The 22,592-nt window shown below is 64.2% G+C and carries 19 protein-coding genes and 1 tRNA gene; 9 read left to right on the top strand and 11 right to left on the bottom strand.

Annotated features, from left to right (window positions below; all coding sequences use genetic code 11):
• Positions 1 to 32: 32 nt before the first annotated feature.
• From AC1X6S_RS00215 to AC1X6S_RS00185, 7 genes are all read right to left on the bottom strand, one after another.
• The gene (locus tag AC1X6S_RS00215; RefSeq protein WP_483403836.1) at positions 33 to 1,082 is read right to left on the bottom strand and encodes a competence protein CoiA; all 1,050 of its coding nucleotides are present in this window, start codon (positions 1,080 to 1,082) and stop codon (positions 33 to 35) included.
• A gap of 54 nt (positions 1,083 to 1,136) precedes the next feature.
• Positions 1,137 to 2,234, bottom strand: a complete 1,098-nt coding sequence (locus AC1X6S_RS00210; RefSeq protein ID WP_483403835.1) for a DUF4238 domain-containing protein — start codon at positions 2,232 to 2,234, stop codon at positions 1,137 to 1,139.
• A gap of 122 nt (positions 2,235 to 2,356) precedes the next feature.
• On the bottom strand, positions 2,357 to 3,529 hold the full coding sequence (locus AC1X6S_RS00205) for an RES family NAD+ phosphorylase (protein ID WP_483403834.1): 1,173 nt from the start codon (positions 3,527 to 3,529) through the stop codon (positions 2,357 to 2,359).
• 455 nt (positions 3,530 to 3,984) lie between these two features.
• On the bottom strand, positions 3,985 to 4,731 hold the full coding sequence (locus tag AC1X6S_RS00200; RefSeq protein WP_483403833.1) for a tyrosine-type recombinase/integrase: 747 nt from the start codon (positions 4,729 to 4,731) through the stop codon (positions 3,985 to 3,987).
• Between the two features lie 33 nt (positions 4,732 to 4,764).
• Positions 4,765 to 5,157: a tyrosine-type recombinase/integrase gene (locus tag AC1X6S_RS00195; RefSeq protein WP_483403832.1), complete on the bottom strand. Its 393-nt coding sequence runs from the start codon at positions 5,155 to 5,157 to the stop codon at positions 4,765 to 4,767.
• A 21-nt stretch (positions 5,158 to 5,178) separates the two neighbouring features.
• The gene (locus AC1X6S_RS00190; RefSeq protein WP_483403831.1) at positions 5,179 to 5,370 is read right to left on the bottom strand and encodes a helix-turn-helix transcriptional regulator; all 192 of its coding nucleotides are present in this window, start codon (positions 5,368 to 5,370) and stop codon (positions 5,179 to 5,181) included.
• Positions 5,371 to 5,626: 256 nt separating this feature from the next.
• Positions 5,627 to 5,700 (bottom strand) — tRNA-Pro (locus AC1X6S_RS00185).
• Positions 5,701 to 5,965: 265 nt separating this feature from the next.
• Between AC1X6S_RS00185 and AC1X6S_RS00180 the strand changes: the two genes are divergently transcribed.
• Together AC1X6S_RS00180 and AC1X6S_RS00175 are read left to right on the top strand one after the other, a co-directional pair.
• On the top strand, positions 5,966 to 6,457 hold the full coding sequence (locus AC1X6S_RS00180; RefSeq protein WP_483403830.1) for a fluoride efflux transporter FluC: 492 nt from the start codon (positions 5,966 to 5,968) through the stop codon (positions 6,455 to 6,457).
• Positions 6,454 to 6,831 carry a fluoride efflux transporter FluC gene (locus AC1X6S_RS00175; protein ID WP_483403829.1) on the top strand — a complete coding sequence of 126 codons (378 nt, stop codon included), beginning with the start codon at positions 6,454 to 6,456 and terminating at the stop codon, positions 6,829 to 6,831. The genes AC1X6S_RS00180 and AC1X6S_RS00175 overlap by 4 nt, the downstream gene beginning before the upstream one ends.
• Positions 6,832 to 6,878: 47 nt before the next feature.
• Here AC1X6S_RS00175 and AC1X6S_RS00170 read toward each other — a convergent pair whose 3' ends face one another.
• The 3 genes from AC1X6S_RS00170 to AC1X6S_RS00160 are packed head-to-tail and all read right to left on the bottom strand — an operon-like array spanning position 6,879 to position 12,806.
• The gene (locus AC1X6S_RS00170; protein ID WP_483403828.1) at positions 6,879 to 10,376 is read right to left on the bottom strand and encodes an FUSC family protein; all 3,498 of its coding nucleotides are present in this window, start codon (positions 10,374 to 10,376) and stop codon (positions 6,879 to 6,881) included.
• A 46-nt stretch (positions 10,377 to 10,422) separates the two neighbouring features.
• Entirely contained in the window at positions 10,423 to 11,121 is a 699-nt protein-coding gene (locus AC1X6S_RS00165) for a response regulator (RefSeq protein WP_483403827.1), read from the bottom strand.
• On the bottom strand, positions 11,118 to 12,806 hold the full coding sequence (locus AC1X6S_RS00160) for an ATP-binding protein (protein WP_483403826.1): 1,689 nt from the start codon (positions 12,804 to 12,806) through the stop codon (positions 11,118 to 11,120). Before AC1X6S_RS00160 ends, AC1X6S_RS00165 begins: the two co-directional genes overlap by 4 nt.
• Positions 12,807 to 12,991: 185 nt before the next feature.
• On the opposite strand from AC1X6S_RS00160, the gene AC1X6S_RS00155 reads away from it, so the two are divergent.
• Genes AC1X6S_RS00155 through AC1X6S_RS00145 form a run of 3 tightly spaced genes read left to right on the top strand, consistent with a single transcriptional unit; the run spans position 12,992 to position 16,270 of the window.
• Positions 12,992 to 14,002: a Bug family tripartite tricarboxylate transporter substrate binding protein gene (locus AC1X6S_RS00155; RefSeq protein WP_483403825.1), complete on the top strand. Its 1,011-nt coding sequence runs from the start codon at positions 12,992 to 12,994 to the stop codon at positions 14,000 to 14,002.
• Positions 14,003 to 14,004: 2 nt separating this feature from the next.
• Entirely contained in the window at positions 14,005 to 14,595 is a 591-nt protein-coding gene (locus AC1X6S_RS00150; RefSeq protein WP_483403824.1) for a tripartite tricarboxylate transporter TctB family protein, read from the top strand.
• Between the two features lies 1 nt (position 14,596).
• Entirely contained in the window at positions 14,597 to 16,270 is a 1,674-nt protein-coding gene (locus AC1X6S_RS00145) for a tripartite tricarboxylate transporter permease (RefSeq protein ID WP_483403823.1), read from the top strand.
• A gap of 47 nt (positions 16,271 to 16,317) precedes the next feature.
• Here the strand turns inward: AC1X6S_RS00145 and AC1X6S_RS00140 are convergent, their stop codons facing one another.
• Complete coding sequence (locus AC1X6S_RS00140) at positions 16,318 to 17,577, bottom strand: ROK family protein (RefSeq protein ID WP_483403822.1); 1,260 nt, start codon at positions 17,575 to 17,577, stop codon at positions 16,318 to 16,320.
• A gap of 138 nt (positions 17,578 to 17,715) precedes the next feature.
• On the opposite strand from AC1X6S_RS00140, the gene AC1X6S_RS00135 reads away from it, so the two are divergent.
• The 4 genes from AC1X6S_RS00135 to AC1X6S_RS00120 are packed head-to-tail and all read left to right on the top strand — an operon-like array spanning position 17,716 to position 22,508.
• On the top strand, positions 17,716 to 18,981 hold the full coding sequence (locus tag AC1X6S_RS00135) for an ABC transporter substrate-binding protein (RefSeq protein WP_483403821.1): 1,266 nt from the start codon (positions 17,716 to 17,718) through the stop codon (positions 18,979 to 18,981).
• Positions 18,982 to 18,998: 17 nt separating this feature from the next.
• Positions 18,999 to 19,964, top strand: a complete 966-nt coding sequence (locus AC1X6S_RS00130) for a carbohydrate ABC transporter permease (RefSeq protein WP_483403820.1) — start codon at positions 18,999 to 19,001, stop codon at positions 19,962 to 19,964.
• On the top strand, positions 19,961 to 20,869 hold the full coding sequence (locus tag AC1X6S_RS00125) for a carbohydrate ABC transporter permease (protein WP_483403819.1): 909 nt from the start codon (positions 19,961 to 19,963) through the stop codon (positions 20,867 to 20,869). Before AC1X6S_RS00130 ends, AC1X6S_RS00125 begins: the two co-directional genes overlap by 4 nt.
• Positions 20,853 to 22,508 (top strand): glycoside hydrolase family 13 protein, encoded by a 1,656-nt coding sequence (locus AC1X6S_RS00120; RefSeq protein WP_483403818.1) that lies wholly within the window; start codon positions 20,853 to 20,855, stop codon positions 22,506 to 22,508. The genes AC1X6S_RS00125 and AC1X6S_RS00120 overlap by 17 nt, the downstream gene beginning before the upstream one ends.
• Positions 22,509 to 22,592 lie beyond the last annotated feature (84 nt).

The following is a 22,592-nucleotide window of genomic DNA, read 5'->3' as shown; positions in this document are numbered from 1 at the left end:
CTCGCGAACGCATGAATTCTACGCGGTCGAGATCAGCGGTCTGTTACTGCGCACCAATGGCCACCGCGTGCGGAGCTGAGTGGTTCAGTCGGTGTCGTCCCGAGGATTGACTGCCCGTGATTCCAGTTCTTTTCCACCATGAGGGCGAAACTGATGGGAGCGGAACAGTTGGGGCAGGCGTATCCGTGATGCGGGGTCGGCATTCGTTTCGTCGATCTGAACGACTGGCCAGCGGGTTTGTCGAGTTGACAAACGGCTTTGAGGATGTCGGCGTCGAATTCCCGTGGAGGTTCCGCCGGCCAGGGGTTCCTAACAAGGGACCTAGCCTCGGCTCCGAAGTATTTTTCCGTGATCACTCGGCACGCAAGGCATCGGAAGAGCGCTTCGTCATCGACCTTCCAAGCCTGCAGCCAGCTCAGACAGGACCAGCACGCCTCCCACCGCCAATAAATGCGGATGCCACGGCGATGCTCTTCGAACGGGACCCACCGGCGCGGGTACTCGCTGAGAAGATCCGTCACCATTCGCTCGACGGGCTTCGCGGCGGGACCGATGCTGTGTTTCCCGCCACCGGTGTTCGACCCGTGTGTCGCTCTGAACGAGCCGTCCTCTTTGACCAGGCGGAACACGGGCACTCTCACCTTGTAGTCCGTCAGCGTTTTGCGGTGGCGCGAGAACCAGTAGCAGTCGACACCAGCGGCCCGGTATCGATCCTGACGATAGTGGTAGTCGTCGGCGGTCTGGTACGACCATTGAACTTCGAGGGCGATTCGGTGCGTTCCGTCCGTCACCAGGACGTCAGCGATCCAGGAGCGATCGGAAGCTGGTACCTCAACGGCTGCGTCCCACCCGGCTGCGATCGCGGCGCGGAGAATGGCTTCCTTCACCGCGAGATGCTCTTCTGACTCCGGCTTATGCTCAACGTCACAATGGGAGCCCGGCCAGTGGGCAAAGAACCGAGTGCCGAGTTTCGACCGTTTGGGTTTGGCCTTCGCCCCGCAATGCAGCTCGACGTCAGCTGTGAGAACGTTCGCCCACCCCGCCTCGTCGAGTAACGGACCGACGACACGGTTGTCATCCACGTACGCGGTCAACGGCACCTTAACCGCCCGCCTCCGCTGGTTTCCTCACATGCCTTATCCCGCCTGGTCACGGCCACGGTCCTGACATGCCTGGGGCGAATAGGGATTCTGGAAGACTCGTCCATCGATCGGCCATTCATAGTCCCGCAGGTGAAGGCTCTGGCCGGTCAAGTCTGGCGGCGAGGGCTGCCGCAAATGACCTCCCGCATCACGGTCGATGAAGTGATTTAGAGAAGACGGCGTCGCCTCGGAGGCGAAAGGTGGGTGCCAGCCGGAGTATGCCGCCACGGCATCGTCAGGGTGGGAGATTACCCACTCACGCGAATTCCCGATCGTCGCGCCGTTGAACGCCCAAGCGAGGTTCGTGCTCGGTTCCATAATCCAGTCCGGTCCCGGCTCACGGAACAAAGCAAGTCCGACCCGTCTAGAGAGTGGCACCGCAACCTCTTCGCAGTTCTCAATGCCTCTGCTCGCGAAGTCACTGCCCGGCAGGGGCGTGACAGGGGTATCGCCGGTCACGAGGGAACGTCTCTTGAATCGGACCAGTCCAAAGCGCCTGTTCTCCAGCAGGGAAAAGACCCGCGGGATGCTTCTCTCGAGCGTTGCTAGATGCATTTTCGGATCGAGTTTGATCGTCGGACCATCTGGGCCGGTAACGTCATCCCATTCCGCCTCGAGCTCAGCGTCTTCGACGGGCCGGCCAAGGTGAGACTCCATCTTTTCTCGGAGCAGGCGTATCCCGGTGGCTCCAACCTGGAGTCGGGCCATTGCGGCTTGAATATTGTCGTGCGAGCGACGCACGTCGGCGCCTCGAAGAAACTGCAACGCGATCCACCCTGTGAGCGCTTCGCGTGCGGGCTTACTAATAGGCCATCGTGCTTCGTCAAGAATCTCTCGGAATGCGCTTGCGGCCCGACCTTCGACCTCCGAGAATCGGTCTTCCCAAAAGTCCGAGATGAAGTCTCGGCCGTTCACCTGCACCGAGATGTTGTAGAAATCTTTGCGCACGCTGGCATCGTTCACAGAAATAAAGTTCTGGCGGTCGCCCGGCTGCCAAGTTTGGAGCACCCGACCTTCACGAGAGAATCGCTCTAGGTAGAAGCGTGGAAGCACGTGGTGGCGCCTTTTGATTTTGGGCGCGTTGAAGGTCATAGGGAAACGCTATTCCAAGCCACCGACCACCGATTGATCCGGCCAGCCCAGTCGTCCGTGCGGCCTCGGCCAGACCCGCGCGGACCTCGCCCGGGCTGGTTCCATCGAGCTGCGTATAGCCCTCATTTGAGAGTCGCCACCTCGATCTTCTCAATTAGACGCGGAGAAGCACTCATCAAAACGCGCGCGCCTCTGGCAATTGCCGGGTTCCATGAGCCGCTCGGCCGAGGGGTCCCTTCGAGGACGCAATTAGCGTTGTCGATTTTCAGGGCGTAGTTCACGCCATCCTTGTGTTGCGCTGAGGAGAACCGAATGCCGTCCAATCCCACAACGTTGATGAAGTAGTCGGCCACCAGCTGGGTAGGAAGGTATCGAATTGCTTGCCATTCTGGATCCACGAGCCCACTGAGCGTTCGCGCAAACTTATGTAAGAACCGCACAGGGAAGTAGTGCTGCTCCAGAGATTTGTCGAATGGGCTGACCCATTTAGGAAGGCCGACGAAGTCGATGATCTTCAGCTCGCTCTCCGTGCGCCACTCCGAGAACGTGAGCCACTTCTGTTTGGTGTCGGCGTGGGCGAGCACTTCCTTCCTTGCGGTGTCGCGGTCCTCGGCTCCATAAAAGGTCGGTATACCGGCTGCGTTCATGCGGCCATTGGATGCGGGGAGGGTAGCCGGGATTGTTCCAAACCGCGGGGCGTCCCAAGTAGAGGTTTCGCGCTTCAGCTGATGTGTCGAAGCCCGATGAAGCAGTGTCCCCGACGGGAGAGGCTTTATCAGGTCGAATTGGCGCGACCAGGTCTCCAGTTTCGATGTGACCGTCTTCAAATCGTCAGCTAGGCGAAAGACGGCCTGAATTCGGCTGGTGGTTTCCATATGGGAAGTCGCCTCTTGCCACATCGACAAGACCGTGTCGTCCGGAAATTGCGACCACCAATCCACACGCTGCCAGTTCTGCTCGTACATGGTCGCCACGATGCGCTCGAAGAGAAGATCATCGAATTCGCTAGCGAATTCCTCGACGATTTCCCTCTCATCCATCTCGAGCGACGTGTGGAGGGACCCATCCGCCGGTTCGTAGAAGCGACGAACACCCCACATAAATGGAGCCAATAGAGCCTCCCCGTCGGCTGCCCCAAGGGCGGAGCACAGGGTGCATTCCACGCTCGGGTCCGCCGCCGCGCTTACGGCTGCTTGGAGCGACTTATCGTGAACGTGGTTTTCGCAGACAGCCCAGTCGGGCTGGTAATAGCCGTCCGCACGTTGATCTTCGTCCATCTCAACAGCGCCACTCATGAATGCCCCCCTACGCTTCCGCCGTCCGCAGCCACGAATACCCCGAGACGGTCGACCCGATCTTACTGCCCGAATCCTCGGCGGAAACGGCGAGCCCCGATACCGCCTTGGGGGCGCCTGTCCCATAGAGGGTTCCGTTTTCGCGGATGGAGTGATTGCGTACCCTCGATTCTCGGCGCACAATGGACGGTAGTTCTGAGGAGGCCCGCATGGTGCGTCGAGGACTTGATTCTCGAGCTTCCGGTAAAACTCCAGAAGAGACGGTGGTGCCATTGTGGCACCACCGTGATCCGTGGTCGACGCTCGCCACCAAAACCCCAGAAGATGCGGTGCCGCCACCGTGGCGGCACCGAAAGAAGTCGACTTCTTTCGTGAACAGCCGATGAAGGATCAGTTGCGGTCGGGTGACTGATTCGCCCCGGATGGACGGTGCTGCCACCGTGGCAGCACCGAGTTCACTCATCATCCTTAGGGAACGCCCGGTCGAGTAGCGCGGCGGTGGCCGGGTTCACCATCTCACTGCGCTGGATGTAGTGCTGCACCGTGATTTTCGTGTCCGTGTGACCGAGCAGTTCTGCTGCGAGTTCAATGCTGGCGTTGGTGTTGACCGCGGTCGCGACCGTGCGGCGGAACATGTGCGGGGTGACACCGTCGATCCCCGCTCCCCCGAGCACGTGACGCAATTGCCGACGCACATTCGCCGTCGTCAGCGGCGTGCCGTCCCGGGACTGGAACAGCAGCTCATCCAGGCCCAGACTCCCGACCTTGGCGAGACGCCGGCGGACCGCGTCGGCGGTGAAGGTGGGGATGGCAACAACGCGGGTGGACCTGGTGGTCTTGGGGTGATCCTGCCGGAACGTCGCCTCACCCTTGCGGCTGATGATCGTGCCGGGCAGGCGGATAGAGGGCACGGTGCTAGTGACGTCGACGTCCCGGCGGCGGACGGCCAACACCTCGCCGATCCGAGCAGAGGTGCCGAGCATCACCTCGATGATCGCCCCGAGCTGGCCGTCGGGCTTCGGCCCGGAGCTGTGGTCGGCGGCACTCTCCCACTGGGCGATCGCCGCGCGGATCATGTTCACCTCCGGGGCCATGAGCGCATCGGGAATGTGCGGCTCACGGTGCAGGCGGGACACGTGATCCATCGGGTTGCGCGGAAGGACCTCATGCCGCACCGCCAGTTCCAGCGCCAGCCGCAGCACAACTCGGGCCTGCTTGGCGCGGCTGTAGGAGAGCTACGCCAGTTGTTTGATGAACTGATCGCACCGGGCGACGCCGATCTCGCGCAGCGTGAGGCTGTCGAACGCCGGAGCGACGAGGGTGCGCATATTACGCTCATACAGGTTCCGGGTGGTTTTGGAGATCCGGCCCTCCAGGTCGATGTCGTTCAACCAGTAAGCCACGAGGTCTGCGAACAGGCTGTCGGGCGTCAGGGAGGTGTCGGTGGGTCGGAACAGGGACCGCTCGGCGAGCTTGGCTTTCAGCGCGCCTTCGGCGGCCTTGGCGGTGGCGCCGGTGGCCTGCACTTGGCGCGCTCGACCGTCCCAGTCGCGGTAGCGGGTCCGTGCCTCGAATCGGCCGGACGGCATCAGCCGTGTGGTGATGTCGCCGAAGGTGCCGATCGTCAACCGTGGCCGGGCCGTCTCAGTTCACCGCCGATCGGTGTGACCGGGTGGGTTGGACGGTTCGCGCTGCTCGGCGATCCAGGCTCGCACGTCGGAGACGGCGAACTTCAGATGTTTGCCGAACCGGTAGGCCGTCGGGCCTTTGCCGTGCACGCGCCGGTCGTAGACGGTGGAGAGCGGTATACCGAGGTAGGACGCCAGTTCGGCGACGTCCATCAGGGGTTCCAGACCCCATGTGTCGGTGGGGGCGTCGGTGTGAGATGAGGACGGGTGATTGTCGTGAATGCTCATACCCACTAGGTGCGCACGAGAATCCCGAATGATCGAAGCGGACCCAGAACGACGTCAGCGCGACGGACGGGAGCGCCGCCTCAGTGCCGTGTGAGAGGAGTAAAAGATGGGTTCTTGATGGGGTAATCAAATCCGTTAACCTAAAAAGTCCCGGAAACCCTTGAGTTTCCGGGACATTCGGTCGGGCTGACAGGATTTGAACCTGCGACCCCTTGACCCCCAGTCAAGTGCGCTACCAAGCTGCGCCACAGCCCGCGACCAGTCATCCTCTCGGACGACCTCGACAATGCTACAGGACATTTCAGGCTCCCTTTGTCACCCTCACCCCCGCGCATGGATGTGCGAGCCATTGGGACAGAGCCCTGAGTCGTGACGAGCCACTATCGTCGATAGCTATGGGCACTCACACTGAACCCGACACATCAAATCCAATCGGTCTCGCGCGCTCTCCCCGCGTACTCGGTGTCATTCGGCGGCATCTACGCGGCTGCCAGCGTTCGGCGACCAGCCCGTACCGCACATGATGACGTCGCGGCACGGGCACTCGTTCGTGTTGTCGATCGGCCTCATCTTCGTCGGCGGCTCTTTTGGTGCTGCGACCCGGGAGTGGCTCAGAATGGCCATTCCCGGGTTCGAAACAATCCCTGTCTCGATCGCCATCATCAACGTGATCGGCGCATTCCTGCTCGGCTATCTGTATGAGGCTTTGACCCGGCTCGACAGCACAAGACAAATGGGCAAAAACCTCAGACTGTTGCTCGGCACCGGATACTGCGGCGGCTTCACAACCTACAGTTCCCTGGCCACCGACACTGCCGTGTTTCTTCAACACGGGTTCACAGCGGGAGCAATCGTGTTCGCCCTCGGCACGGTGGTCGTCGGCGCCGCCGCGACCTGGCTCGGCATCGTGATCGCCAGCATTGGCAACAACGCTCGCGCTGAAAAGATTGGCAACAACGCTCGCGCTGAAAAGACACCTGACGCCGCGACGCAAACGGGTGACGCACCATGACTCCGCTGGTCTTCGTGCTCGTCGTCGTTTGCGGGGGCGTTGGTGCTGCCATCCGGTTTACGGTCGATCAACTCATCCGGTCTCGCCAGAAAACCGGATTTCAGTGGGCCACCACGATCATCAACGCCGCGGGCTCGCTCGCGCTCGGCTTCCTCACCGGTCTGACGATGGTTCACCTGCTTCCGACCAACCTCGCGGTGATCATTGGCGCCGCACACCTCGCCGGATTCACCACCTTCAGCACCGCCAGCTACGAAACGGTACAGCTCGTCAGGAAGAAGAAGTACGGTTTCGCGTTTCTCAGCAGTGTCGGCATGCTCGTGATCTGTGTCGGTCTCGCCTGCTTAGGCCTGTGGATCGGTGCATCGATTTAAGCGCATCAGTCTCTAACCTCGGTCGCTGCATGAGGCTGGTGCGCGAATTAGACGGGAGACGCAGGGAGCCGACGCGGGATCTCCGCAACCTGCGGAGCGAGGTCCACGGCCATAATCGCGACCGTCTGATTCGCCCTCGCGAGGGCGCGAAGCGCAATCTCTGCGGCCAAGGGCTCCTCCTCGTCGCCCAGATCGTCGACACCGATATCGGGGGCCACCGGCCCTGAGGCACGACCTTCATAGACCGCGATGAGCGCCTCGAAGTTCTGGGTGGTCGTTTCTTCCAGCTGCTCCCACTGTTCGTCGGTAAGCCGCGCCTTGCCACGGTGCACGCGTTCCGCCGAGGCGATGAAATGCCTCGTGTAATACAAAAGTTCCCAAAACCCGGTGAGGCGGTTCTCGATCCCACCGGGCTCAAACGCACCGGCTCCGTAGCTCATCGGGCCGGCCGTTGCCTGCAGATCGCGCAACTGGGAGGTCATGGCGACCTCCTGCTTGGAGAGGGCAGCAATCTCCTCGGCGGTCAATTGCCGGTCACGCCGCCACAGTTCGAGGGCAGTCGCTGTGATGGCTTGCACCGTTCGCGTCAGCTTGACGGCTTGCCCGGCAAACTTGTCGCGTGTTCGCGTCGGCAAGATCAACGCGGCAATGATCAGAGCAACACCGGCCCCGATAATCGTCTCGACGATGCGCACACCAATGGTTTCTGAGTTCAGTCGGCCGAGCAGTTCGTACAGCTGGGCGAACATCATGGTCTTCCAGAAGGATGAGAGCGGTGACGAAGCGCCGCGGAAGTACATCATCGCGAAAACGCAGACGGCGAGTACCGGCAGGAGCACGGCGGGGTCCGATGCTGCAGCGATCGCAATACTGAAACCGACGATGGCACCGAACACTGTGCCGATGATCCGCTGCGAACCCTTCACGAAAGTCTCACCGTCGCTGCCACCGATCGCCTGATATGCGGGCATCGCCGCCCAATACTGGTGAGTTGTCGATACGAAGGTCCCAAGGAAAAGCGCTACCCCTGTCGACAGGCTGGCCTGGACAGCCCTGCGCCAGATGGGTGCGGTGTCTGCGGCAGCCGGTGGCCGATCCCCACCGGAGGCGTCGATGATTGCTGATTCGTCGACGGATTCCCGTTGATCGACGGATGCCTGCGCGGCGTCGTTGGCACCGGTCTCGGGTGAAGGTGGGGATGGCTCGTCACCAGAATGAGTCGGCGCGAGCTCCACCGCTCGCGCCGACTGGAGCACATCGACCGCTTCCTGCAGCTCGTATGCGGAACGGAGTACACGGTGTGCCACGCGTGGCCAACGCGCGGCTTCTGAGCTGAGAGACCGGAGGTCGAGCGAGCCCGCTGGAGAAGAGGCTGATCCCGTGCCGTCACCGATCGTCCTTGCGTCGTCACCCTCCGGCGCTACCCACGCCGGAGCATCCGGAATCTCCGCAATGTGGTCACGCACCGACGCCAGGACACCGGCAAGACGCGCACGGACATCGAGCGGCATACCCGCCCCCGTCGCCAGTCTGGCCTCGGAAGACAGGTTAACCAGGGCGAGTTCCGCTTCGTGAACCCGGATGCGCAAGACGCTTGCCTGCTGGGCGTCGAGCCCGAGATCAGGATCATTCTCAGTGAGTTGCCCGGTCAGGAATGAGGCCATCTGGTGCGTCTGTCGCAGTTCCGCGCGGGTGCGACGCATCAGGTCCGGATCCCAGCGCGCAGCGGAAACGGCGTCAACCAGCGGGTCAAGGGAGCGGGCCAGCCGGTGCTCAAACGCGACCACACCGCCCTTCACCACCCGGACGTGTGCGCTCTTGTTGGGGATCATCTGCACGATGACCGAACTGAGGGCACCGACAACCGCTGCACCGACGAATACGGGGAACTGGTTTCCCTGCAAGCCGAGGAGCAACGTGAAGTAGTACGTCATGAACGCGAGCTGGCCGAACCCGCCAAACTTTGGGCCGAACCGGGTAGCGGCGACGGCAACGAACGCCAGGCCGGCGAGTGTCACACTCGACGGCATGGGATCGTGCGGGACGATCGCACTGATTCCCAGCGAAATCAGGACGGGAATGACCGAGAGCGCAGCTGCCAGGCGACGGATACCGTGAGCGGAGCCCGACGCTGAGCCGGTGAACATCGCAATCATTCCACCGAAGATCGCTGCGGGGAATGCGGGAATGCCGAGCACCGGCAGACCAGCCGCGAGGACTATGACGGCGAGCGCCGCAGCCATGAGCCCCCGGAGGGCACCGAGAAGGCGGGAGAAGCCGGGGTCGATCAGCGTGACCCGGCGGGACAGGAACCCCCTGAGCCCGCCGCCGCTCTGCTTCCCGGCGGTCTCGCTGGGTGCCGGTGCCAGCGCAACCTGAGGCCATTCGTCTTTCCGCCTGGAGTAAACCGGTTGATAGTCGAGGTCGCGGCTGACCGCCGAGCCGAACTGCTGGGCACGGTAGGCGAACGGCAACCAGGCAACGTACCGGGAATACGCATCGTTGATGTCGCCCAACGGCTCACTGTCCACAAGCGGCGCCATGTCGCGGTTGACGCCGATGAAGCGGTGCACCCAGCGGTCACCGTCGTGTCGCTGGCTCACCCGTCGCCGCGACCGCGGCCGAGCGGCCAGCTCTGCCGTCACCTGCCCAGCAAATGCCTCGGCGGTCACCAGCTCAGGAACATCGATGCTCATCCACTTGAGCAGCGGATGCATATACGTTTCGAATTCGTCGAACTGCTCGGTCAACAGCAGCAGAGTCGGTTGCCGGGTGGCCGGGTGCGATGCGGGAAGCCCCCAGCGCAACCCTCCGATCGTCCCAGCGAGCATCTCAATCGAGTACGGCAACGAGAACGTGTCGCGTCCACTCTGAAAGAAGTACGCGGCGTGGTGCCTCCGCACACCATCGGTATACGAGTTGAACACATCAGAGAGGCTCCTGAGATGCGCGTCAAGATCGACGGCGGTTCCGCGGGGAAAGTACGGCGCGAGGCTCGCAACCGGTTCGCCCACTCCGTCGCCCGGGCTGCCGAATTGAGAGGAGAGGGAGCGCAGGCTGGAGACGGCGTCGAAGAGCGAGACCAGAAACACGAGGATGAGGACGACGAGAACGATACCGGTGAGGGACTCAGTAACGGAGAGGATACGCAGAAAGTCGGTGTCTGGCACCAGTTGTGACGTTCCGACCGTGGACAGTTGAGCCGCGCTGAAATACAACGCGCCGAACAGGTCGCCGTGAACACCGTCGTAGACGAAGTTTTTGCCCTGCATGAACCCCAGATAGACCAGGCCGTACCCCAGGATCGTTCCGCTGAGCCACCACACGACAGTGACCAGAACTTGCAGTCCGGTGACCTGCCGCAGGACGGCGGGTCGCCAACGCCGTGAAACTTGCCGGGTTAATCGTTTCGTCAATTCCCATTGCCACCGCGCCAGTCGCCCGGCGATGAAGCCTGCTTCGTCATAGTTGAGGGCGCTCAGAAACACGTCGAGCCACGTCACTGCGAGGACGACGAATCCGAGTCCTATCCACAGGGCATCCACGCGGTCAGCATAGAACTCGCCCCGCCGAGCACAAGATGCGAAGGACTCAGCCGGCCGTGGCCCTCGAGAAGCGCGTCGACGGGCGCCCCGCGGTGGCGTAGTCGAGCGTCTTCTCGGCCCGGTTCACAGCGACAAGGTACTCGAGGTACCGACGCGCACTCACGCGAGAGATGCCAGATAACTCAGCGATCTGCACCGCAGAGCTGCTCGGGGCGGACCCCAGCGCCGCCTCCACCGTGTCGAGCGTCTCGCTGCTCAGCCCCTTGGGTAGGACCGTACGCGAACGGATGCCAGTGGTCATGAGAGCGTCGATCTCGCGTTGGGCGAGTTCCGCCCGCACCCCGGACTCGACGAGCGCGAGCCGGTCACGGGCCACATCGTCGAGTCGCTCATTGAGGCCGCGTGCGGTGAACGGCTTCACGAGATAGTGCTGGATGCCGGCACTCCGCGCCTGCCGCACGCTCTCGACATCGCGCGCGGCGGTGACCGCGATCACCTCGGGCTGCACACCGCCCAGTGCCCGCACCCCGCGAAGCACCTCGAGCCCGGTGAGTCCGGGCAGGTCGAAGTCGAGCAGCACCAGATCGGGACGGTGTTCGGCGATGAGCCGGAGTGCGTCCGGCCCGTTGTGCGCGGTCGCAGCCACCGCGAACGCGGGATGCGCGCCGACGAACCTGCCGTGCAACGACGCCACTTCGACGTCGTCGTCCACGATGATGGTCCGGAGAACAGCGGCGACGGTCACGACGCACCAGCACTGATGACACCAGCACCGGCGGCACCGGCACCGGCCGCACGAGCCCCCGCGGCGGATTCCTGCGATGGCCGGCTTCGCCCGGGCAGGTCGCCTACCGGCAGCTCCACGGTAAACAGCGCGCCACCACGCTCGGAGCGCCCGACCGTGACGGTGCCTCGCGCCCGGAGCACCGTGCGCCGCACCAGGGCAAGGCCGATCCCCCGCCGCCGCAGCGTCGGGCTCGCATCGGCCGCGATCGCCTTCGAACTGACGCCCTCCTCGAACACCCGCTCGTACTGGTCCGGTGGAATACCGTGACCGTCGTCCTCGACCGTCACCCGGATCCGGGCGCCGTCGATGCCGAAGCCCAGCTCGATGTGGTTGCCCGCCGAGCACGCCTCGAGCGCGTTGTCGATCAGGTTGCCCACCACCGTCACGAGGTCACCTCGCAACGTCGACGCGGCATCCGACCTCAGCCACGCCGGCAGCGGATCCGTTGGGAGGATCGAGACCGACATCCCCAGTTCGCGCGCATGGCTGGCCTTGACGAGCAACAGCGCGGCAAGCTCGGGGATCTCGAGAATCACCTCTTCACCGGGAACCCGCAGAGCGCCGCCGGTCCCGGTGCGTTCGACGAAGGCCCTGGCGTCGTCGATGAGGCCAAGCTCGAGCAGCCCCGAGATCACGTGCAGCTTGTTCGCGAACTCGTGGGCCTGCGCCCGCAACCCGTTGGTGAGCGACTGCGCGCCGTCCATCTCGCGCAGCAGCTGGTGGAGCTCGGTGTGGTCGCGCACGAGGAGGGTCGCACCGACGGCACGACCGTGCAGCTCGGTGCCCGTGCTTCGCGCCACGAGGATCCGCTCACCGGCGAGCACGAGCTGACCGCCGGGCTCGCCGCGCTGCAGCACGCCGACGAGCGACGGATCGAGTACCTCTGCAGCCAGTCGCCCGGTGAGGGAATCCTCTTCCAGCCCGAGAAGTTCGAGCGCCGCATCGTTGACGAGCACGATCACGCCGGCCTCGTCGACGCTGATCATCCCCTCACTCATGCCGTGCAGCATGGTCTCCCGCGACCCAACGAGCGACGCGATCTCCTTCGGCTCGAGACGGTAGATCCGGCGGCGAATGATGGCGGTCACCCCGGCGGCACCGAAGATCCCGACCACAGCTGATGCCGCAAGCGGAAACACGAGCGCGCCGAGCCCGCCGACGAAATCCTCGCGGAGCGCCGACTCCAGAATCCCGACCGATACCGTGCCGATGACCTCGCCGTCCGCACTGTGCACGGGCACTTTGGCCCGCCAGGATTCGCCGAGCGTGCCGGTCTCGGTACCGACGAACATCTTGCCTGACAGCGGCACAGACGGATCGGTCGAGACGGGTTCGCCGATGCGATCCGTGTCGGGATGCGAATAACGGATGCCGTCGGCATCCGTCACGACAACATAGGTGACGTTCGATGCCTCCCGGATGACCTCGGCGATCGGCTGGATCACCGCGGCCGGGTCCTGGTCGTCGTACGCATCGCGGATCGCGGGAAGCGTGGCCACCGATTGCGCGACGCCGATCATACGGTCGAGGTAGGCGTCGCGCACCTGGCGTTCAAACAGGCTAGCTGCCACAACGCCGGTGACCAGCACGACGGAACACACGATCAGCGCCTGGAGAAGGAGCAACTGCAGGCGAAGCGACATTGCTTTCACTCCCCCATTGTCGCGCGATCTGCCGTCAGCGGCGAGCGGATGCCGGGTCGAACCGGTGAAGAGCCGCGGCCAATACTTACGAAAGCCCCGGCGGGGCATCCGACCGAACTATCGTGCTGATCAGCACGGGGCGCACCGACGCGACCCCACTCGCAATCACTCAATGAGGAGACATCATGCGACGACACAGCCTGGTCATCGTTGCTGCAGCAACAGCTCTCACGCTCGCGGCCTGCAGCTCACCGGCCGCCGATCCCGCCACGGACTCGGACTCGGAAGCGAGCACCGAGGTCACCGACCTCTCGATCATCGTCCCCGCAGAGCCGGGTGGCGGCTGGGACCAGACCGGACGCGCGATGTCCGAGACCCTCACGGCAGAGGGCATCGTCGACAGCGCACCGGTCACCAACATCGGCGGAGCCGGCGGCACCGTCGGCCTTGCGTCACTGGCGAACGAGAAAGACCCGCACACGCTCATGGTCACCGGGCTTGTGATGGTCGGCGCCGTTGAGACCAACGCGGCCCAGAACCGGATGGAAGACACCACGCCCATCGCCCGCCTCACCGAGGAAGCACTGGTCGTCGTTGTGCCGGCCGACTCGAAGTACAAGAACCTCGAGGATCTCGTCGAGGACATCGTCGAAAACGGCCAGGACGTGTCGGTGACCGGCGGCTCTGCCGGTGGCGCCGACCACATTCTCGCCGGCCTGCTGCTCGAAGAGGCCGGACTCTCCGGCACCGAGATCGCCGAAAGCCTCAACTACATCCCGAACTCGGGCGGTGGCGAAGCGGTGAACCTCATCCTGGGCAACAACGCGGCGGCGGGCATCTCGGGCATCGGCGAGTTCGTCGAGCACATCGAATCGGGCACGATGAGGGCACTCGCGGTGTCGAGTGCCGAACCGGCCGAAAACCTGCCTGACGTCCCGACCATCACCGACGAGGGCTACGACGTCACGCTCACCAACTGGCGCGGTGTCCTGGCGCCGACGGACATCTCCGACGCTGACCGTGACGCACTCATCGCGACCGTCACCGAACTTCACGACAGCGACGCGTGGACCGAACAGCTCGAAACCCGCGGCTGGGCGGATGCGTTCCTCACCGGTGACGAGTTCGAGACGTACCTCGACGAGAACATCACCGAGGTCACCACCACGCTCACGAACATCGGCCTGGTCGGCTGATCATGTCGAGCCCATCGACGGGTGTGCCCGGCAGCGGCCAGGCACACCCGGCGACCGGGAACGACCCGGTTGCCGCTCCCCCGGCGCGGTCGAAACTCGGCGAGTACATCTTCGCCGCTCTCGCCCTCGCGCTCGGTATCTTCGTTTTCGCCGGTGCCTTCGCCATTCGGGTGCCGGGGGCTGGCACCCAGGTTGGTCCCCGGGTCTTCCCGTTCCTCGTCGGAACCATCCTCATCGTCTCCGCCGCAATGGTCGTCGTTGACGTCTTCCGCGGCAAGCTCGCCGACCTCGAAGAAGGTGAGGACATCGACAGCGCCGCGAAGACGGACTGGATCACCCTGGCGAAAATCACGGCGTTCGTGGTCGCGCACATCGCACTCATCGAGGTGATCGGCTGGCCGTTCGCCGCCGCCGTCCTCTTCGGTGGCGTCGCCTGGTCGCTCGGTGCGAAGCGCTGGTGGATGGCGCTGATCATCGGGCTGGTGCTCGGCCTCATCATCTTCATCCTCTTCGGCGGCCTCCTCGGCCTCTCCCTGCCACCCGGGCCACTGCTGACCTGGCTGAACCCGCTCCTCGCGACCCTGAGAGGCTGACATGGACAACATCCTGAGCCTGATGGAGGGTTTCGCAACGGCCCTCCAGCCGCAATACCTCATCTTCGGCTTCATCGGCGTGCTCGTCGGCACCGCGGTCGGCGTGCTCCCGGGCATCGGCCCCGCTATGACCGTCGCCCTGCTGTTGCCGCTGACCTATTCGCTCGACCCGACCGCGGCGCTGATCACCTTCGCCGGTATCTACTACGGCGGCATGTACGGCGGCTCGACAACGAGCATCCTGCTCAACACGCCCGGCGAATCAGCGTCGATCGTCACCGCTCTCGAGGGCAACAAGATGGCGAAGCTCGGCCGAGGGGCCGCTGCACTCGCCACGGCGGCCATCGGCTCGTTCGTGGCGGGCACGATCGCGACGGTCGGCCTGACGTTGTTCGCCCCGATCATCGCATCGTGGGCGGTGACCCTGGCCCCCGCCGATTACGTCGCCCTCATGGTCGTGGCCTTCATCACCGTCGGTGCGCTCCTCGGCTCGTCGGTCTGGCGGGGTCTCACCTCCCTCGGCATCGGCCTGTTCCTCGGGCTCGTCGGCACCGAGATCCTCTCCGGCCAGCAGCGGTACACCTTCGGCCTGCTCCCGCTCGCCGATGGAATCGACGTCGTTCTGGTCGCGGTCGGGCTCTTTGCCGTTGGCGAGACGCTCTACGTCGCGAGCAGGATGCGACACGGCGCGATCGCCCTCATCCCTGTGACCCGCGGCTGGCGAAGCTGGATGTCGAAGGACGACTGGCGCAGGTCCTGGAAACCGTGGCTCCGCGGAACGGCGATCGGCTTTCCGATCGGGACGATTCCGGCGGGTGGAGCGGATGTCGCTACCTTCCTGTCCTACGCCAGCGAGAAGAAACTCTCGAAGCACAAGGAGCAGTTCGGCCGTGGGGCGATCGAGGGCGTCGCCGGGCCTGAGGCGGCAAACAACGCTGCGGCCGCCGGTGTGCTCGTTCCGCTGCTCACCCTCGGACTGCCGACAACGGCGACCGCCGCGATCATCCTCTCGGCATTCCAGTCATACGGCATCCAGCCGGGCCCGCAGTTGTTCACCAACCAGCCCGCGCTCGTCTGGGCGCTCATCGCGAGCCTGTACATCGGCAACGTCCTGCTGCTCGTGCTCAACCTGCCGCTCGTCGGCATCTGGGTGAAGCTCCTGCAAATCCCGCGGCCGTACCTCTACGCGGGGATCCTGACCTTCGCGGCCCTGGGTGCGTACGCGGTGAACTTCTCGATCGCCGACATCGTGATCCTCCTGATCATCGGTATCGTCGGGTACTTCCTGCGCAGGTACGGTTACCCGATCGCTCCCCTCGTCATCGGGCTCATCCTCGGACCGATGGCGGAAGCACAGCTTCGGCGAGCGCTTCAGCTCAGTCAGGGTGATCTCGGCGCCCTGTTCACGCGACCGTTCGCGGCGATCTGTTACATCGCCCTGATCCTCATCATCGCCCTCGGGCTCTGGCTGCGCCAGCGTCAAAGCCGGCTGGAGCGCACCCTGGCCGCGGCCGCAGCCGCCGACACCTCGGTCAAGGCTGCGGTGAACCAGATGTGGGATGCCGGCGATCGCCCCACGGATGTGAGAACGTCGGACATCCGTGTGGTGCCGTGGAAGGACGACGAGCCGACGCGGTCAGGCAAGGATTCAGACGGGCCGGACGACAAGCTGTAGGCGCACCGGGAAACACGCCGTAGCGCCCCGTCGCGGGGCCGGACCGCTCAGACGGGTTCCGGCTCCGCGACGGTGCGGGCACCGGGTTCGAGCACCAGCGCCCGTTCCCTCACCAGGGACAACGCGTGCTCAACGGCTCCGACACTCACGGCGTCACCGCCCAGCCGCGACGCCACGAGTTCAGGAGTCATCGGGTCACCGCTGCCCGCGACCCTGAGGGCTGCCCCGGCGATCACGGCAGGCAGCGACTCAGCCAGGTGGCCGCCAACGATCACCCTGTCGACGTCAAGCAGATCACCGAGCACGATGCAGATCCGTGCGAGACGCTCGGCGAGACGATCGAGGATTCCGCGCGCAACGGCATCCCCCAGCTCGGCCGCCTTCGCCACATCGCTCTCGGTCAGCGCTTTGGGGTTCACGCGGCCAAGGGGGCTGCGGGCGTCAACCTCGCCCGCCGCCATTGCCTCGAACGCCCACTGCCGGGCCAGCAAGGCCAGCCCGTTGGCCGAACCCACGCCGTCGACGTAATCGAGAAAACGCATTTCGCCGGCGCCGCCCCTCCTGCCGCGCACGAGTCTGCCCTCGATCATCAGCCCGGAGCCGATTCCCTCACCGACGAGCATCGAGATGTACGAGCCCACATCGCGGCCCTGCCCCGTCCCTGTCGCGCGTTCGGCGATCGCCGCGAGGTTCGCATCGTTCTCGACGGTGACGATCGGGGCGACATCCTCAAAGGCCCCGCTGAGGTCGGGGTTCATCACGGCCCAGAATCCGTTCTCGCCCTCGGGAGACGTCCCCTGATCGTCAACGGGTGCCGGTACTCCGAGGGTGAGCCCCAGCACCCGCGAGCGGTCGACCCCTGACGCCGCCATCGCCCGATCGAACATCTCGAGGGCAAGACGGCGCCGTTCGTTGGCATCGGCTAGTCGATCAACACTGTTCGGCGAGCGGGCGGGTATCCGGACCTCTGCAGTCCCGAGGCTCGCACCGCGCAGGTCAGCGGCCCTGGCAGACATCCGGTCATACCCCGCGTCAATACCGACAACCACGCCTGCTCGCTCCCGAAGCGCGTAGCGGCGGGCCGGTCGGCCCTTCCGCCCCGTCCCCTGCACGTCTTCCAGCTGATCGAGCCAGCCCTTAACGACGAGCTCATCGCAAACCCCGATCACCGTCGCCCGGGTCAGGCCAACGGATGCCATCACATCCGACGCCGTGAACACGCGCGTTTGCCAGGCATGCTCGAGCACCGTGCGTGCATTGAGCGTGCGCAACAGTTGCGGTGACGACGCGATAACACTCTGAGCCAAAGCCTTGACCTTTCATTTTGGTAAGCGCAGTATGTACGTCATCAATAGATTTACAGCCTAAATATAATCCTCCCGGGAGCGATTCCGAAGGGATATCCGCACAAAGCACCGCACACATTCGTCAAGGGAGACAATGTCGTGAATCTGAGAACCGGTCCTCGAACTCGATTCGGCCTCGCAGTCGCCATGATCACCGCAGCGGCACTCTCCCTCACCGGGTGCGCCGCAGCCGGGAGCGGCCCCACCGAGATCACCTTCCATATGAGCAAGCCGGAGGCGATCCCCTTCTTCCGGGATCTCGTGAAGCAGTTCAACAGCGAGCAGTCCGAGGTGAAGGTCACCCTCGACACGGCATCCAACCTCTCAGCGGGATTCCTCCGCGGCAACCCGCCCGACGTCGGCCTGCTCAACTACAACATGGAGATGTCGCGGTTCATGGAGCGCGGTGCCCTCTCCGACCTGTCGGACATGCCCGAAACCGACCGCATTCGTCCTGACGTCCAGGAACTGGCGGACCAGTACGCGACCTATCCGGGACGCACCAGTGTGCTCCCCTACTCAGTGGCCGCGGCATCCGTCATCTATAACGTCAAGATCTTCGAAGACAACGGTCTCGACGTTCCTGAGACCTGGGACGAGCTGGTCACGGTCTGCCAGACCCTGCAGGACGCGGGCATCACCCCGATCTACAGCACGTTCTCAGAGCCCTGGACGATTGCACAGGGGCTGTTCGACTACTCCGTCGGCGGATCGGTTGACGTGGCCGACTTCTTCGAGCAGATGAACGAACTCGGCACCGAGGTCGGCCCGGATTCAGCGGTCTCGTTCCAGAAGGATTTCACCGAGCCGGTGGAGAAGATGCTGGAGCTTGCCGCCTACTCCAACGACGACTCAGCAAGCCGGACCTACGGCGACGGGAACGTCGCATTCGCCAAGGGCGAGGCCGCCATGCTGATGCAGGGCCCGTGGGCCCTCGGCGAAATCGCCAAGACCGACGACAGCCTCGAACTCGGCACTTTTCCGTTGCCGGTAACCGACGACCCTGATGACCTCAAAGTTCGAGTGAACCTCGACCTCGCGCTCTGGGTTCCCGAGGTCGGCGATGCCCAGGAGGCCTCGCGTGAATTCGTGTCGTTCCTCATGCAGAAGGAGATCATGGACGAGTACAACGCCCAGTTCCTCGGCTTCGGCACCACCACCGACTCGGCGCCGGCCACGGATGAGCGCATCCTCGGCATGCAGGAGTACTACGAAGACGGTCGCTTCTACCTCGGCGCGTCACAGCGCATCCACCTGAGCATCCCCGCCGCCAACTACGTACAGGCCATCGCGACCGGTGCCGACGTCGACTCGACGCTGAGCCGACTCGACGATGACTGGGCGCGCCTCGCCCTGCGCGACTGATTACCGGAGGACACGACATGTCTATTCCCCTCACCCCCGCCGCCGCCTCGGCCGGTTCACTCGTCACCGAGGCCGAGCACGGAAAATCGGCCCACCTGGCCGGATCGCACAGCCGAAAGGGCAAGCCGAAGACCGATCCGATCTACTACCTGTTCCTGCTGCCGACGCTCGTCCTCTTCACCCTCGCCATCACGGTTCCGGCGATCGTCGGAATCTTCTACAGCTTCACGAACTTCATCGGGTTCGGTGACTGGCAACTGGTCGGGTTCACCAACTACATCGCGGTGTTCTCCGATCCCGCGATTCTCGCCAGCTACCTCTTCACCTTCGGCTTCGCTCTCGTCACTGTGCTTGCAGTCAACATCATCGCGTTCCTCCTGGCGGTGGCCCTGACGTCCCGGATCCGGCTGAAGACTCCGCTTCGGGCGATCTTCGTCATCCCCATGGTCATCTCCGGCATCGTCATCGCGTTCGTATTCAAGTACCTCTTCGCCAACTCACTGCCCGCGCTGGGCGCCGCGACCGGGATCGGCTGGCTGCAAGAGTCGATCCTGGCCAACGAGAACCTCGCCTGGCTCGCGATCGTCATTGTCACCGCGTGGCAATCGATCCCCAGCGCGCTGCTGATCTACATCGCCGGGCTGCTGTCGATTCCGGGTGAGGTCTACGAAGCAGCCGACATCGACGGAGCGAGTGCGTGGGTCCGGCTCCGCTCGGTGACCCTCCCGCTCGTCGCCGGCTACGTCGTCATCAACATCATTCTCGGCTTCAAGGGCTATCTGAACGTGTACGACGTCATCGTCGGCCTCACCGCCGGCGGTCCTGGCACAGCGACCCGAAGCATCGCCATGACCATCTTCACCGGCTTCACCGGTGGTGACTACGCCTATCAGATGGCCAACGCAACGATGTTCTTCATCATCGCGGTGCTGATCTCCATCCTTCAGCTTCGGATCACCCGCGGAAAGGCGGCACTCTCATGACGCAGCAAATCTCGACGCCTGCCCCAGCGGTCGCGGACACCCGCACCGTGGCTTCACCGGCTCGCCGCCGGGGCAGGGTGGGGCAGGAACGCACCAACTGGCCGCTCATGATCGTCCTGTTCCTGTGCGCCCTGACGGTCCTGCTGCCGCTGTATGTCACCATCTCGATGTCGATGAAGACATCAGCGCAGTCCGTCGACGGCAATGCGCTCTCGCTCCCGTCTCCCGTCGACTTCTCCGGCTTCGCCCAGGCGTGGGAACTCACCAACTTTCCCGTCACCTTCACCATCACCACCCTGGTCACGATCGCCACGGTCGTCGGCACGGTGCTCCTCGCCGCCCTCGCCTCCTACGCGATCGTGCGCAACTGGGAACGCCGCCTGTTCCGGTACTCGTTCTTCTACCTGCTCGCGGCCATGTTCGTGCCATTCACGGTCATCGCGCTCCCCCAGATCCAGCTCACTGGTCTGGTCGGACTGGCAAACCCCGTCGGGGTGACGATCCTGCACATCATGTTCCAGTTGTCGTTCAGCATCCTGCTGTTTACCGCGTTCCTGCGCTCGATACCTCTCGAGCTGGAGGAGAGCGCCCGAATCGACGGCGCCACGACCTGGCAGACCTTCTGGCAGCTGATTTTCCCGCTGCTCGCGCCGATGAGTGCGACGGTTGCAATCTTCGCCTTCCTGGCATCCTGGAATGACTTCATGCTGCCCTCGCTGATCATCGCCGACTCCAGCCAGCAGACCATTCCCGTCGTGCAGAACATCTTCCAGACCCAGTTCAGCAGCAACTACAACGTGTCGTTCGCCTCCTACCTCATGGCCATGGCGCCCGCGATCATCGTCTACCTGTTCACCCAGAGGTGGGTGATGGAAGGGGTGACCCAGGGTGCTGTCAAGGGATGACCTCGCGTCGGAGACCGACGCCGCATGGTGGCGTCAGGCCGCCGTCTACCAGATTTACCCGCGCAGCTTTGCCGACTCCGATGGCGATGGAATCGGTGACCTCGCCGGCATCCGTTCTCGCATCGGCTACCTCAGCGCACTCCACATCGATGCTGTCTGGTTGAGCCCGTTCTACCCGTCGGCGCTTGCTGATGGCGGGTACGACGTCGATGATTACCGAGATGTCGATCCGCGGCTCGGTACCCTCGCGGATTTCGATGCCCTCGTCGCCGACCTGCATGCTGCCGACATCCGGATGATTGTCGACATCGTGCCCAATCACACCTCGAACCGGCACGAGTGGTTCCGTGAGGCTCTCGCATCCCCCCGCGGATCTGCGGCGCGCGCACGGTACATCTTTCGCGACGGCCGTGGCCCCGATGGCGCCGAGCCGCCCGCGGACTGGACGAGCGCGTTCGGCGGCCCGGCGTGGGAACCGGTGGGAGACGGCCAGTGGTACCTGCACTACTTTGCCGTCGAACAGCCCGACCTCAACTGGGACAACAGGGAGGTCCGCGACGACTTCCTGAGAACGCTGCGGTTCTGGTCCGACCGCGGTGTCGATGGTTTCCGCATCGATGTTGCTCACGGACTCGCCAAAAAGCTCGACGAGCACCTACCGACCCAGGCTGAGCTGGACGCCCTGCCGAAGGGCAACGGCGGACACCCGCTCTGGGACCGTGACGAAGTCCACGACATCTATGCCGAGTGGCGCACCGTCTTCGACAGCTACTCACCACCCCGCACCGCCGTTGCGGAGGCGTGGGTCCAGTCGCACCGGGTGCCCCGGTACGCAAGCCCGGAGGGTCTCGGGCAGGCGTTCAATTTCGACCTTCTTGAGGCCAATTTCGATGCGGATGCCTTCCGTCGCGTCGTCGAAGACAACCTTGCGCTCGCAGCGCAGTCCGGGTCATCGACGACGTGGGTGTTGTCGAACCACGACGTCGTGCGGCACGCCACCCGGTATGGGTTGCCCGAACCGGCCAACCATGGCGAGAAGCACGGCTACGCCTGGCTGATGTCCGGTGGCGTCTCGCCCGTTCTCGACCGCGCTCGGGGACTGCGGCGGGCACGGGCTGCCACGCTGTTCGAGCTGGCGCTGCCGGGGTCCGCCTACATCTACCAGGGCGAAGAACTCGGACTGCACGAGGTCGCGGACATTCCCGCCGAGAGCCGCCAGGACCCTGCCTTCTTCCGCAACCCCGGGGTGGAGGTCGGCAGAGACGGCTGTCGTGTCCCACTGCCGTGGACCACGGACCGGCCGTCGTTCGGGTTCGGTACAGCGCGCGCACATCTCCCCCAGCCCGACTGGTTCGCCTCGGTCGCGGTCTCGGTACAGGAACACGACCCGGATTCGACGCTCGCGCTGTATCGGAAGGCACTCGAATTAAGGCACCGCCTGCAGACGGCCGAGCGCCTCGAGTGGCTCGATTCGGCACCGGATGTCGTGAGGTTCCGCCGCCCGAACGGCTGGGAGGTCGCGATGAACTTCGGCGCCGACCCGGCGGAGCTTCCGCCGGGAACCGTGCTGCTCGCGAGCGGCCCGCTCCGGCGCCGACAGCTTCCGGGCGAAACGACGGTGTGGATTCAACCGTCCTAGTGCCTGCTCCTCCGGCATCCGGGTGACCCTGCCAGCTCCCGCTCGCGCCCGTACGGAATAATGCGACGGGACGCAGGGAGCGAA

It is taken from the genome of Mycetocola sp. Y442 (assembly GCF_056898615.1).
This window is presented reverse-complemented; position numbering and strand designations above follow the sequence as displayed.

Bases quoted from the DNA above. Each gene is read 5' to 3' on its own strand.
- AC1X6S_RS00210 (WP_483403835.1), bottom strand. From the start codon at position 2,234: ATGACCTTCAACGCGCCCAAAATCAAAAGGCGCCACCACGTGCTTCCA.
- AC1X6S_RS00205 (WP_483403834.1), bottom strand. From the start codon at position 3,529: ATGAGTGGCGCTGTTGAGATGGACGAAGATCAACGTGCGGACGGCTAT.
- AC1X6S_RS00190 (WP_483403831.1), bottom strand. From the start codon at position 5,370: ATGGACGTCGCCGAACTGGCGTCCTACCTCGGTATACCGCTCTCCACC.
- AC1X6S_RS00180 (WP_483403830.1), top strand. From the start codon at position 5,966: ATGATGACGTCGCGGCACGGGCACTCGTTCGTGTTGTCGATCGGCCTC.
- AC1X6S_RS00175 (WP_483403829.1), top strand. From the start codon at position 6,454: ATGACTCCGCTGGTCTTCGTGCTCGTCGTCGTTTGCGGGGGCGTTGGT.
- AC1X6S_RS00160 (WP_483403826.1), bottom strand. From the start codon at position 12,806: ATGTCGCTTCGCCTGCAGTTGCTCCTTCTCCAGGCGCTGATCGTGTGT.
- AC1X6S_RS00155 (WP_483403825.1), top strand. From the start codon at position 12,992: ATGCGACGACACAGCCTGGTCATCGTTGCTGCAGCAACAGCTCTCACG.
- AC1X6S_RS00150 (WP_483403824.1), top strand. From the start codon at position 14,005: ATGTCGAGCCCATCGACGGGTGTGCCCGGCAGCGGCCAGGCACACCCG.
- AC1X6S_RS00145 (WP_483403823.1), top strand. From the start codon at position 14,597: ATGGACAACATCCTGAGCCTGATGGAGGGTTTCGCAACGGCCCTCCAG.
- AC1X6S_RS00130 (WP_483403820.1), top strand. From the start codon at position 18,999: ATGTCTATTCCCCTCACCCCCGCCGCCGCCTCGGCCGGTTCACTCGTC.
- AC1X6S_RS00125 (WP_483403819.1), top strand. From the start codon at position 19,961: ATGACGCAGCAAATCTCGACGCCTGCCCCAGCGGTCGCGGACACCCGC.